This window comes from Pseudoxanthomonas broegbernensis (assembly GCF_014202435.1).
Lineage (GTDB): Bacteria > Pseudomonadota > Gammaproteobacteria > Xanthomonadales > Xanthomonadaceae > Pseudoxanthomonas > Pseudoxanthomonas broegbernensis.
Genome location: NZ_JACHGU010000001.1, coordinates 181,305 through 193,261 on the forward strand (window position 1 = coordinate 181,305; position 11,957 = coordinate 193,261).

At 70.2% G+C, this 11,957-nt stretch carries 10 protein-coding genes; 7 read left to right on the plus strand and 3 right to left on the minus strand.

Annotated features, from left to right (window positions below):
* The first annotated feature begins 240 nt into the window (after window positions 1-240).
* The 5 genes from HNR76_RS15345 to HNR76_RS00830 all read left to right on the plus strand — a co-directional run bounded on the left by HNR76_RS15345 (window position 241) and on the right by HNR76_RS00830 (window position 7,519).
* Entirely contained in the window at window positions 241-3,684 is a 3,444-nt protein-coding gene (locus HNR76_RS15345; RefSeq protein ID WP_246428949.1) for a glycosyltransferase, read from the plus strand.
* Between the two features lie 44 nt (window positions 3,685-3,728).
* Entirely contained in the window at window positions 3,729-4,340 is a 612-nt protein-coding gene (locus tag HNR76_RS00815; RefSeq protein WP_162310727.1) for a hypothetical protein, read from the plus strand.
* 68 nt (window positions 4,341-4,408) lie between these two features.
* Window positions 4,409-5,386 carry an acyltransferase family protein gene (locus HNR76_RS00820; RefSeq protein WP_162310726.1) on the plus strand — a complete coding sequence of 326 codons (978 nt, stop codon included), beginning with the start codon at window positions 4,409-4,411 and terminating at the stop codon, window positions 5,384-5,386.
* Window positions 5,383-7,188, plus strand: coding sequence for a sulfatase-like hydrolase/transferase (locus tag HNR76_RS15645; RefSeq protein ID WP_162310725.1), 1,806 nt, complete (start codon window positions 5,383-5,385; stop codon window positions 7,186-7,188). Before HNR76_RS00820 ends, HNR76_RS15645 begins: the two co-directional genes overlap by 4 nt.
* 10 nt (window positions 7,189-7,198) lie before the next feature.
* Complete coding sequence (locus HNR76_RS00830) at window positions 7,199-7,519, plus strand: hypothetical protein (protein WP_162310724.1); 321 nt, start codon at window positions 7,199-7,201, stop codon at window positions 7,517-7,519.
* Between the two features lie 20 nt (window positions 7,520-7,539).
* Here HNR76_RS00830 and HNR76_RS00835 read toward each other — a convergent pair whose 3' ends face one another.
* Complete coding sequence (locus tag HNR76_RS00835; protein WP_162310723.1) at window positions 7,540-8,481, minus strand: electron transfer flavoprotein subunit alpha/FixB family protein; 942 nt, start codon at window positions 8,479-8,481, stop codon at window positions 7,540-7,542.
* A gap of 160 nt (window positions 8,482-8,641) precedes the next feature.
* Window positions 8,642-9,388, minus strand: a complete 747-nt coding sequence (locus tag HNR76_RS00840) for an electron transfer flavoprotein subunit beta/FixA family protein (protein WP_162310722.1) — start codon at window positions 9,386-9,388, stop codon at window positions 8,642-8,644.
* A 217-nt stretch (window positions 9,389-9,605) separates the two neighbouring features.
* On the opposite strand from HNR76_RS00840, the gene HNR76_RS00845 reads away from it, so the two are divergent.
* Together HNR76_RS00845 and HNR76_RS00850 are read left to right on the plus strand one after the other, a co-directional pair.
* A complete protein-coding gene (locus HNR76_RS00845; RefSeq protein WP_162310721.1) occupies window positions 9,606-10,319 on the plus strand; it encodes a CoA transferase subunit A in 714 nt (237 codons plus the stop codon).
* Window positions 10,319-10,948 (plus strand): CoA transferase subunit B, encoded by a 630-nt coding sequence (locus tag HNR76_RS00850; protein WP_162310720.1) that lies wholly within the window; start codon window positions 10,319-10,321, stop codon window positions 10,946-10,948. The genes HNR76_RS00845 and HNR76_RS00850 overlap by 1 nt, the downstream gene beginning before the upstream one ends.
* A gap of 56 nt (window positions 10,949-11,004) precedes the next feature.
* Here the strand turns inward: HNR76_RS00850 and HNR76_RS00855 are convergent, their stop codons facing one another.
* Entirely contained in the window at window positions 11,005-11,622 is a 618-nt protein-coding gene (locus HNR76_RS00855) for a class I SAM-dependent methyltransferase (protein ID WP_162310719.1), read from the minus strand.
* Between the last annotated feature and the right edge of the window lie 335 nt (window positions 11,623-11,957).

The following is an 11,957-nucleotide window of genomic DNA, read 5'->3' on the forward strand; positions in this document are numbered from 1 at the left end:
GGTCTTTCACGCCTTGGCCGGACCATCGCGCCGCGCTCCCGCCCAGGCGACGATCGGGCCTGATCGTGAGCAGAACCCAAACGCACGCACGGGGCGCGCAAGGGGGCTCGGCTATAATCACGCGCCGCCGATTGGGCCCGGGCTCCGATCCGGCCGGATCCCGGCCGCGACCACCGCGAACACGAGCGATCCCATGGCCCCTGGCGCCGAGCTTCCCACTCTTCCTTCCGCATGTCGTCGATGACCGAATCGCCCGCGCCTGCCGTGGGGGCCGTCCGCGTGCCCCGCGCCCTGCTGGTACTGGGCATGCACCGCAGCGGTACCTCCGCGGTCGCCGGCGCCTTGCGCCTGGCCGGCGTGGACCTGGGCACCGACCTGATGGCGGCCGGACCCGACAATCCGAAGGGATTCTGGGAGCACGCAGGGGTGGTGGCCATCCACGACCGCCTGCTGGCGGCTCTGGGGCGCGCCTGGAACGACCCACGGCCGCTGCCGCGGGACTGGTTGGCCTCGCCCGCCGCGGGCGCGGCTTCGGCTGCGCTGGAAGCCCTGCTGCGCGCCGAGTTCTCCGCCTCGCCCCTGTGGGCGGTGAAGGACCCGCGCATGTGCCGCCTGCTGCCGCTGTGGTGGCCGGTACTGGCGCGCATGGGCGTGGCGCCGGCGGCGCTGTTCGTGCTGCGCCATCCCGACGAGGTGGCCGCATCGCTGGCGGCGCGCAACCAGTGGCCCGAAGGGCTGTCGCGCCTGTTGTGGATCCAGCACCTGCTGGATGCGGAGGAGACCACACGGAGGGTGGCGCGCACAGTGGTTCCGTATGCCTCGCTGCTGGCGGACGCACCGGGGACCCTGCGGCATGCGTTCGCGGCCGTGTCGGTGGACCTGCCCGAGCAGAAGGGTTCGCTCGAAATCGCGCTGGCCGGCTTCGTTTCCGCGGGCGATCGCCACCACATGGCTGCCACGGCCGAGGACGCGGACGCCGAGCTGGCGCAGCGCATGTACGAGGCGATGCGCGCGGACGCTCCCTGGAAATCGCTGCAGCCTTTACGTGCGCGTTATCTGGATGCGCAGCGGTTGTTCGGCGAGGCCATGGACGAATGCGTCGGCCTGGAGGCGCGTGCGCATGCCGCGCTCGGCGACGCCCAGCGCCAGATCGAGCAGGCCCGGCCGCTGCTGGAAGAGCGCGAGCGCCTGCTCGTCGAGTTGGCCGAGCTGCAACGGGACCATCGCAAGCTGCACGATGTGCACCTCGACCTGCACGAGATGCACCGCGACCTGTACCAGGCGCACCTGGGCCTGCAGCGGGAGCATGAGGAACGGACCCGCTGGGCGCTGGACATGGATGCGGAGATCGCCCGGTGGCGCGGCGCGGTGGCGCCCCTGGGGCGGATCGAGGATGCCTGGGTGGATACCGGCTCGGCGGAAACGGCCGCCGAAGGCATCGACCGGCTGGCGACCCGCCACGACGAGTTGCACCGGTCGCGTAACGAGCTGGACGAGCGCATGCGGCTGATCCTGGGTTCGCGTTCCTGGAAGCTGACCCGGCCGCTGCGCGTCGCCGCCCGGCTGGCGCGAGGCGATTGGCGCGAAGTGGCCGATGCCCTGCGCGCTTCGGGATTGTCGCGCTCGCGCTGGCTGGCGCCCTTGCGGCCGCTCGCGCGGCGCTGGCTGGCGCGCAAGGTCGAGGCCGCCACCGCCGAACCGCTGCCGCATGGCGCGGGACCGGCCGCGCAGAATACCGATGTCGGCGACCTTTCCTTCCCCGCATTCGACGCGCCGCGTGTGTCGGTCGTCATCCCCACCTACGGCAACCTGCCGTACACCGCCGCCTGCCTGCGCTCGATCCTGGCCCATCCGCCTGCGGTCGCCTACGAGGTGATCGTGGCCGAGGACGCGTCCGGCGATGCGGCCATCGGCCGGCTGCGCCAAGTACCGGGCCTGCATTACCACGAGAACCCGCAGAACCTGGGCTTCCTGCGTTCCTGCAACCATGCCGCGGCCCTGGCGCGCGGCGAGTTCGTGCTGTTCCTCAACAACGACACCGAGGTCACCGCGGGCTGGCTCGATTCGCTGGTGGCGGTGTTCGATCGCCAGGACGCCGGGCTGGTGGGCTCCAAGCTGGTCTATCCCGATGGCCGGCTGCAGGAGGCCGGCGGCATCGTCTGGAGCGACGGCAGCGCCTGGAACTACGGCCGCCTGGACGACCCGCGCAAACCTGCCTACAGCTATCTCAAGGAAGCCGACTACGTCTCCGGCGCCTCCATCATGCTGCGCAGGGCGGTGTTCGAGCGGCTCGGTGGCTTCGACGAGCGCTACGCCCCGGCCTACTACGAGGACACCGACATCGCCTTCCGGGTCCGCGAGCTGGGTCTGAAGGTGTACATGCAGCCGGCCTCGGTGGTGGTGCACCACGAGGGCGTGTCCAGCGGCACCGACGAGTCCACCGGGGTGAAGGCCTACCAGGCGGTCAACCGGGAAAAGTTCCTGGAACGCTGGCGGCCTACGCTGCAGGCCGGCCACTTCGCCAACGGCCAGCAGGTGTTCCTGGCGCGCGACCGCTCGCGCGACCGGCCGCACGTGCTGGTGGTGGACCACTACGTGCCGCAGCCGGACCGGGATGCCGGCTCGCGCGCGACCTGGCATGTGATCGCGATGCTGGTCGAGCGGGGGCACCAGGTCACGTTCTGGCCGGACAACCTGCGCCGCGACCCGGCCTATGCGCCGCCCTTGCAGCAGCTCGGGGTGGAGGTGATCCATGGGGGCGAGTACCGCGGCCGGTTCGACGCCTGGATGGCGGAACACGGCCGCCACCTGCAGGCGGTGGTGCTCAACCGGCCGCACGTGTCGGTGAACTTCATCGATGCGGTGCGCAGGCACAGCCAGGCGCGCATCGTCTATTACGGTCACGACGTGCACCACCTGCGCCTGCTCGAGCAGTTGCGCCTGCAGCCCGACGCGAAGCTGGAGGTCGAGGCCGCGCGCTTCCGCGCGATGGAGCACGACCTGTGGCTGCGCTCGGACGTGGTCCTGTACCCATCCACCGACGAGACCGCGCACGTGCGCCAGTGGCTGCAGGACCGGGACGGCAAGGCGCTGGCCCGGACCGTGCCGCTGTTCGCCTACGAGCCGGTGCCGGATGCGCAGGTGCCCGGGCCCGGACAGCGGCGCGACATCCTCTTCGTGGCCGGGTTCGCGCATCCGCCGAACGTGGATGCCGCGCGCTGGTTCATGGGCGAGGTGCTGCCGCGGGTCAGGCGCGAGCTGCCGCAGGTGCGGGTGTCGCTGGTCGGTTCCAATCCCCACCCGGAGGTGAAGGCCATGGCCGGCGAGGGCGTGGAGGTCACCGGTTATGTCAGCGACGAGCGCCTGGCGGCGTATTACCGCAACGCGCGGGTGTCGGTAGCGCCGCTGCGCTTCGGCGGCGGGGTCAAGGGCAAGGTGCTGGAGAGCCTGCGCTTCGGCGTGCCCTGCGTCACCACGCCGACCGGCATGCAGGGCCTGGGCGGGGCGGCCGGCTTCATGCAGTCCAGCGCCGATGCCGACCGGTTCGCCGCCATGGTGGTGCGCCTGCTGCGGGACGACGACCATTGGTGCCGGACCTCACAGGCCTCGCGCACGTTCATCACCGACCACTATTCCCCGCGCGCGTTGTGGGACGTGCTGTCGGCGGCGGTCGCGCAGCCCTGATGCAGGACGGCGGCAATGCTCATCCAATGGCAGGGGTTGGCGGCATGCACGGCGACCGCCACGCTGCGGCCCATGCCGACGGGGCCACGGTTCAGAAGGCCGGGCGGGGGCTGCTGCTAGAATCCACCGCCACCGATACGGGCATGGACAGCATGCTGGCTGGTTTTCCGCCCAATGGCGCACGAACGACAGGTCCGGCCGGCTGCGTATCCGCCGCGGCCCTGTGCCTGTTGCTGGCCGCATGCTGTTCGGAGAACAGCCCCATCGTGCAACGGTTGCGAGCGCAGCAGGCCGCGGTGGAGCAGGCCGGGTACGCCTCGAAGACACTGGCAGCGGAAGGCATGGAGTTCGCCGTCGATGCGCGCGAGGGCATCGAGTTGGTCCCGGAGGTCGTCGAAACCACCTGCGCCGGCGCAAGGAAAGCCACCGTGCGCATCTCCTGGAACGTGGCCCTGCCCGGCGTCGTGCGCGTGCGGGCAGAGGTGGGCGAGGGCGGCGACGCGGCCGTCTGGGCCGATGGCGGAGGCCAGGGGGCCGCGCTCACGGGTCCGTGGGTGGTGGACGGTACGGTTTTCGTGTTTTCCGACCTGGGCAGCGGCACGCGGCTGGGGACGATCCGGGCCGTCGGTCTGCCGTGCTCGGGGGCCGCGCGGTGAGCGTGTCCGCCCGGGAGGGAGGGTCGGGCTGGCGGCTGCCGCAATTCGGTTTCGGGACCTGCCGGCTGGTGCTGGCATCGCTCGTGGCCGCCTCGCACCTGTGGTCGGGCATGATCCATGGCTACGCCGCCTATGCGGTGTGGGCCTTCTTCGCGCTCAGCGGGTTCCTGATGACGCTGGTGCTGACCACCCGCTACGGGGTGGATCGCCGCGGCCTGGGGGCCTACGCGTTCAACCGCTTCATGCGCATCTTCCCGCTGTACTGGCTGGCCACGCTCATGGGGGTGGCCACCCTCTGGTACTACGGGCGCTGGGGCGTGGACTTGCGGCTGATCAACGGCGAGTTCTACATGCCCGCCAGCCTGCGCGAATGGAGCTACGTGCTGACCCTGTTCCCGGGCATCCACCGTGGCGGCCTTCCGGTGCCGGTATCCAACGCATTGGCGATCGAGGTGGGCTACTACATGCTCATGCCGCTGATGGCGCGTTCGCGCAGCACCGCCTGGTTCGCCGTGGCCGTGGCGGTGATGCTCAACCTGGAAATGGGCATCGTGGGCAGCTCTTTCGGCGAGCGCTACTCCACGTTCCTGCCGTGCATGCTGCCGTTCGCCGCCGGATCGCTGGCCTGCCACTACCGCGAAGCCCTGTCGCGATTCAGCATGCCGTGGACAAGCTCGCTGGCATGGCTGGCGCATGGGCTGCTGTGGCTGAAGTTTCCCCATTGGCCCTGGACGTGGGGGCTGTACGCCTCGGCGGTGCTGTCGGTGTGGATGGTGGTTTCGCTGCACCGGCAGCGGTCGGGCAAGGTCGATCGCCTGTTGGGTGACCTCAGCTACCCGGTTTACCTGATCCATACCACCGTTGCGGCATGGTTCCTGTGCCTGTGCGGCGAGATCCGCACGCCTGCGTTCTTCCTCAAGGCGTTCGCGCTGACCCTGGCGCTGTCCTGGCTCATCGTGGCGCTGATCGACCGGCCGCTGTCGCGCATGAAGCGCAAGGCGCCCGGCGACACGCCCAATGGCGGCAGGATCGGGGGGCTGGCGTGAAGCCAGCCCTCGCGCAGCGGCTCGTGCGGTGGGTTTCGTCGCACGGGCGGCATGGCCTGGCCGCAGCGCTGCCATTGTTGTGGGTGGCGCAGGCCATGGCGCTGTGGCGGCTGGACCGGCACGCGGTCGGGGTGGCGGCCGAAGCCTATGCCGGGGCGGGGAACATCCTGCTCAACGCGCTGCCCGGCTGGGCGTTCGCGTTGTGCCTGGCGGCGCTGACCCGGCGCCTGCTGTTCCCGCTGCTGGTGACCAGTGCGATCCAGGTCGCCGTCTATCTGGCTTCGCTCAAGAAGCTCGAGGTCCTCGGCAGCCCGTTCGCGCTGCAGGACGTGTACTTCCTCACCACGATCAATCGCGCGACCCTGGAGCTGTTCGGCTCCTATGTGGAGCATCCGGCGTGGTGGCTGGCTGCCACGGCCGGGTTCCTGGGGTTGTTGGCGGCATGCTTCTGGCTTGAGCGCCCGTGGTTCCGGTGGTTCGGCGCCGTCCAGGCCGTGCTGCTGCTCGCCATGGGTGTCGCGCTGTATACGCTGGACGCCGGCAAGCAGCCCTGGGCATCGTTCTATGACGCCCAGCGCGTGCGCCCGTCGACGATGAGCCTGACCCCGGCGGTAGTGCGGTCCGGGCTGTTCAGCAGCCTGGTCTACAAGCACCTGCAGGCGCGGAACATGCGCTTCGAGATCGACGGCGATGCGCTGCGCGATGTGCTCGCCGGCCTGGAGCCGGCTCCAGCACGCCCGCTTGCGGCCAGCGCACCGCCGGATGTGGTGATCGTGCTCAGCGAATCGTTCATGGACCCGCGGATCCTCAACGGCCTGTCCGCCACGCAGGACACCATCCCCGCCACGCGCGCGCTGATCGGTGCGGGCCACGGCGGTACGATGACGGTGCCGACGTATGGCGGGGGCACGGTGCGGACCGAGTTCGAGGTGCTTACCGGCATGCCTGCCGAGGCCTTCCCGGACGCGTTCTATCCCTACGTGGATCTCGACCGCACGGTGCTGCCGTCGCTGCCGGGGCTGTTGCGCCGCCAGGGCTATGCAACCGTGGCGGTCCACGGAAATTCCGGGGCGTTCTGGAACCGGAGCGACACTTACGCGTCGATGGGTTTCGATCGTTTCGTGACCGGGCGCGAGTTCGCGCGGCGCGGGATGAAGCGGGAGGGGACCTGGTACTCCGACAGCGCGATGACCGACATCGTGCTGCAGGAACTTGCGGAGCATGGCGGCCCGACATTCGTCATGGCGGTGAGCATCCAGAACCACGGCCCTTACACCACGCTCCCGAAGGACGTCGACCAGGGCGCCTGGAAGGCCATCGAGCTTCCTCCGGGGCTGGAGGGGGAGGGGGCGCTGGAGCTGCGCAACTGCCTGTACCACCTGCATCGTGCCGACGCCCAGTTGGCGCGCCTGCTGCAGGCGCTGGAGGCGCGCGGGCGGCCCTATGTGCTGGCCTTCTTCGGGGACCACCTCCCGGCGCTGGGCAGTGCCTATGCCAGCCTGGGCTTCGTGGATGGCGCGCCTCCGGAACGCCAGCGCGTGCCCTGGGTGCTGGTTGCCGGCGAGGGGACGCAACGGCGCGCGGCATCCGCCACGCGCCACCTCTACTCGTGGGAACTGCCGGCCCAGGTTCTGGACGCGGCGGGCATCTCCGATTCCTACTTCCGCTTCATCCAGGCGCTAGGCCTGCGTCTGGAACACGCCACCGAAAGCGATGAAGAGCAGCGGCTGCGGCGCGGGCTGGTCGCCGGCGCCAATGCACGCATGGAGTTCAAGTTCGAGGAGTACGCCGATGCCCATTAGGTGGAAGAGCATGGCGGTACTGGTCCTGCTCGCGGCCGGCTGCTCCCGGAACGATGTGCTGCTGGAGATTCAGCCGGCGCAGGTGAGCGAGTGCGACCTGCCCGTGGCCGTGCAGGTGACCTGGGACGCTTCGGGCCGTGGCCTGGACTTGGCGCAACTGGAAGTGCACAACCCCGGCCGGCGGCCGACGCTGTGGATCCAGAACGCGGCCGTCGGCAGCGCGGCCACCGGGAAGTGGGCGATGGACGGCTTCACCGTGACCCTGCGTACCCGGGAAGGCCGGGAACTGGCGCGCCGGTCCCTGACCACCACGCCGTGCTCAGAGCCCTAGGCTCTCCCCCCCGTCCTCGTTCAGCCCAGCGCCGCTTCCAGCTCCGGCAACACCGCGAACAGGTCTCCCACCAGGCCGATGTCGGCCACCTCGAAGATCGCCGCGTCGGCGTCCTTGTTGATCGCCACGATCGTGCCGGCGTCCTTGATCCCGGTCAGGTGCTGGATCGCGCCGGAGATGCCGATCGCCAGGTACAGCTCCGGGGCGATGATCTTGCCGGTCTGGCCCACCTGCATCTCGTTGGGGCAGTAGCCGGCATCCACCGCCGCGCGCGAGGCGCCCACGGCCGCGCCGAGCTTGTCGGCCAGGGCGTAGACGATGCGGAAGTTTTCCTCCGAACCGACGCCGCGGCCGCCGGAGACCACCCGGCGCGCGCTCTGCAGGTCGGGGCGGTCGGACTGGCCGGCGACCAGGCCCAGGTGGCGGGTATGCGTGGGCACGGTGGCCTCCACCTGCGCGGCCTCCACCGTGGCGTTGCCGCCGCCTGCGGCCTGCGGCCAGGACGCCGTGCGCACCGTGGCGACCACGGTCCGGTCCGCGGGGGCCTCGAGGGTGACGATGGCATTGCCGGCGTAGATGGGGCGCCGGAAGGTGTGTTCGCCCTCGACCGTCATCAGGTCGGACACCTGGTTGACCCCCAGCAGCGCGGCCACCACCGGCATCAGGTCCTTGCCGAAGGTGGTGGAGGGGCCGAACACGTGGCTGTAGCCGGCCGCCAGCGCGGCGACCTGCGGACCCAGCACCTGGGCCACGGGCTGGGCATTGGCCGGGTGGGCGACGGCGAGCACGCGGCCGACGCCGGCGATCTGCGCCGCTTGCGCGGCCACCGCGGCCGGGTCGGCGGCCAGCACGGCGATGTCGATGGATTCGGGCGCCAGCGCCAGCGCGGCGCTGACGGTGCGGGCGGTGGCGGCGTTGAGCCTGCCGTCGAGGTGTTCGGCGATGACGAGGACTTTGGACATCGGAGTGCTCCGTTTTTCTATCTGGGAGCCGGCTTGCCGGCGACCATGGCAATCACGAGGGGGAACCGGGTTGCCCGCATGGCGGTGGCCGAACGAAGCCGGCTCCAGACATGGGGAAACCGGCACGCCGGATCAGGCGTGCCCGATCAGGCGTGCCCGATCAGAGCAGGCCCCTGGCCTTGAGCGTGGCCACCAGCTCGGCCGCGTCCTTGACCATCATGCCCCTGCCGCGCCCGGGCGGCGGCGCGTAGGCGGTGGTCTTCAGCTCGGGGCCGGCGTCCACGCCCAGGTCGGCCAGGGCCAGGGTCTCCAGCGGCTTGCTCTTGGCCTTCATGATGTCCGGCAGCTTGATGAAGCGCGGCTCGTTCAGGCGCAGGTCGGTGGTGACCACCGCCGGCAGGTCCACTTCCAGCGTCTCCAGGCCGGCGTCGACCTCGCGCACGACGGTGGCCTTGCCGTCGGCGATGTCGACCTTGCTGGCGAAGGTGGCCTGCGGGCGGCCCCACAGGGTGGCCAGCATCTGCCCGGTCTGGTTGGCATCGTCGTCGATGGCCTGCTTGCCCAGGATCACCAGGTCCGGCTGCTCCTTCTCCACCAGCTTGAGCAGGGTGCGGGCGGCGGCCAACGGCTGCACCGGGCCGTCGGCGACCACGTGGATGGCCCGGTTGGCGCCCATGGCCAGGCCGTTGCGCAGGTGCGCCTGGGCGTCGGCCGGGGCGATGGTGGCGACCACCACCTCGCTGGCGATGCCCTTGTCGCGCAGGCGCAGGGCCTCTTCCAGGGCGATCTCGTCGAACGGGTTGGGCGAGAGCTTCACGCCCTCGGTGACCACGCCGGACCCGTCCGGCTTGACCTGGATGCGGACGTTGTAGTCCACCACGCGCTTGTAGGCGACCAGGATCTTCATCGTGGGATTCCTTGCGAAGGCTGATGGACGCCCGGCGGCGGCGGGCGTGGGGGGGGGGGATGGAGAATCCGTGGGCCGATTCTACCGGCCGGGTGCGGTCCGGTGCGACCTGGCGCGCGCGCATGACCCGCCGCTGGGCGCCTTTTGCCCGCCGTAAACTGCCGTTGTGCGGCAGCGGCCGCTAGAATCCGGACATGGGCTTCCAACGAGGGCAGGCATGGCCGCTTCCAAACTCTATCCCGACGCCAGGCGCGCGCTGGCCGACCTGGTCGCCGACGGCCAGGTCCTGGCGGTCGGCGGCTTCGGCCTGTGCGGCATCCCCGAGGCGCTGATCGCCGCGCTGCGCGATTCGGGCGTCAAGGGCCTGACCGCCATCTCCAACAACGCCGGCGTGGACGGCTTCGGCCTGGGCCAATTGCTGGAGACCCGCCAGATCCGCAAGATGATTTCGTCCTACGTGGGCGAGAACAAGGAGTTCGAACGCCAGTTCCTGGCCGGCGAGCTGGAGCTGGAGTTCAATCCGCAGGGCACCCTGGCCGAACGCCTGCGCGCCGGCGGCGCGGGCATCCCGGCGTTCTACACCGCCACCGGCTACGGCACGGTGGTGGCCGAAGGCAAGGAGACGCGCGAGTTCGACGGCAAGCACTACGTGCTGGAAACCGCGCTGGTGGCCGATGTCTCGCTGGTCAAGGCGTGGAAGGCCGATGCCGCCGGCAACCTGGTGTTCCGCAAGACCGCGCGCAACTTCAACCCGGCCTGCGCGATGGCCGGCAAGGTCTGCGTGGCCGAGGTGGAGCAGGTGGTGGAGGTGGGGGCGATCGAACCGGACCAGGTGCACCTGCCCGGCATCTACGTCGACCGCATCGTGCACAACCCCACCCCGGAGAAGCGCATCGAGCAGCGCACCGTGCGCACGGCAGGAGACAAGTAATGGCCTGGACCCGCGACGAGATGGCGCAGCGCGCCGCCCGCGAACTGAGCGACGGCGCTTACGTGAACCTGGGCATCGGCCTGCCCACGCTGGTGGCCAACCACATCCCCGAGGGCGTGGACGTGTGGCTGCAGTCGGAGAACGGCCTGCTGGGCATCGGCCCGTTCCCGACCGAGGACGAGATCGACGCCGACCTGATCAACGCCGGCAAGCAGACCGTGACCGAGCGCGAGGGCGCCAGCTACTTCGGCAGCCACGATTCCTTCGCGATGATCCGCGGCGGCCACATCGACCTGGCGATCCTGGGCGCGATGCAGGTCACCGACAAGGGCGACCTGGCCAACTGGATGGTGCCGGGCAAGATGGTCAAGGGCATGGGCGGGGCGATGGACCTGGTCGCCGGCGTCAAGCGCGTGGTCGTGCTGATGGAGCACACGGCGAAGAACGGCGAACACAAGATCCTGCCCGAGTGCACCCTGCCGCTGACCGGCGTGGGCGTGGTCGACCGCATCATCACCGACCTGGGCGTGTTCGACGTCACCGAGGCCGGCCTGAAGCTGGTGGAAACCGCCGATGGCGTGAGCGTGCAGGAGCTGGAGGAAAAGACCGGGGTGCCGTTCGCGGCCTGAACCCGGATCGGGTGGGCCGGCAGGGTCCGCTGCGGACCGCAGCGGTCCGGCAAGCCTCAGCGCCGCGCCACCAGGGTCCACATGCCATAGGGCAGGCCGGCCGCGAGCGAATAGGGCATGGCCATCTCCACGTGCCGGAAGCCGGCGTCGCGCCATGCCTCCAGCATGTCCCAGCCGAAGTGGTAGTAGCACAGGATGCCGCCGCCGATCGGGTCGCCATGGTATTCCGGCGGTTCGAGGTGTTCGATCCCGCCGGCGGCGTCGAAGCGCGCGCGCACCAGGGTTCGCGGCCGGTCGTTGAAAGGGTAGGTCGCCACGCATACGCCGCCGGGCCTGAGTACCCGGGCGAACTCGGCGAGGGCCCGGGTATGGTCCGGCACATGTTCCAGCACGTCGAAGCTGACTACCGCGTCGAGTACGCCGTCGGCGAAGTCCAGGCGGGTGACGTCCCGGAATACGATCTCGCCGCGGCCACCCATCCGGACCAGCGAGGCCGACAGGGATTTGCGGCGCTCGACGTCCGGTTCGAACTCGCCCCCGTGCACCACGGCATCGAGATGGCGCTGCATCCACACGTAGGTGGGAGACGCCTGCTCGGTGACGTAGATCGCCGGGACGCCCGCGGATACGGGTTCCGGAACGCCCAGGCCCAGGCGCGCGAGTGCGGCGCGCATGCGTGTGATGGGCGGCCGCGGGGCCGGCGCCATATGCTCGAATAGAAGGCCGAGGGCGGCGCGGACCCGCGAATTGCATCCGCAGCGCCGGCATATCAGGCCCTCCCTGACATCCGGGTTCTCCGGGTCGGAAAGCAGCCGGAAGGGCGTTTCCTGGGCGCACAATCCGCACCGGGCGCGCAGGGCGCCCCAATCGCAACGGGCCAGGAAGTTCTGCGACTCCAGCCATGCATCGCGCAGGCCGGTATGCTGGTCCCGCGCTTGCCATGAATCGAACGCAAAGCGCATGTCGGTCGATCCGCAACGGACTCGGTCGTCGATCCTATCGCGCCGGC

Bases quoted from the DNA above. Each gene is read 5' to 3' on its own strand.
- HNR76_RS15345 (WP_246428949.1), top strand. From the start codon at position 241: ATGACCGAATCGCCCGCGCCTGCCGTGGGGGCCGTCCGCGTGCCCCGC.
- HNR76_RS00815 (WP_162310727.1), top strand. From the start codon at position 3,729: ATGCACGGCGACCGCCACGCTGCGGCCCATGCCGACGGGGCCACGGTT.
- HNR76_RS00830 (WP_162310724.1), top strand. From the start codon at position 7,199: ATGGCGGTACTGGTCCTGCTCGCGGCCGGCTGCTCCCGGAACGATGTG.
- HNR76_RS00835 (WP_162310723.1), bottom strand. From the start codon at position 8,481: ATGTCCAAAGTCCTCGTCATCGCCGAACACCTCGACGGCAGGCTCAAC.
- HNR76_RS00840 (WP_162310722.1), bottom strand. From the start codon at position 9,388: ATGAAGATCCTGGTCGCCTACAAGCGCGTGGTGGACTACAACGTCCGC.
- HNR76_RS00845 (WP_162310721.1), top strand. From the start codon at position 9,606: ATGGCCGCTTCCAAACTCTATCCCGACGCCAGGCGCGCGCTGGCCGAC.
- HNR76_RS00850 (WP_162310720.1), top strand. From the start codon at position 10,319: ATGGCCTGGACCCGCGACGAGATGGCGCAGCGCGCCGCCCGCGAACTG.
- HNR76_RS00855 (WP_162310719.1), bottom strand. From the start codon at position 11,622: ATGCGCGCCGCACTCGCGCGCCTGGGCCTGGGCGTTCCGGAACCCGTA.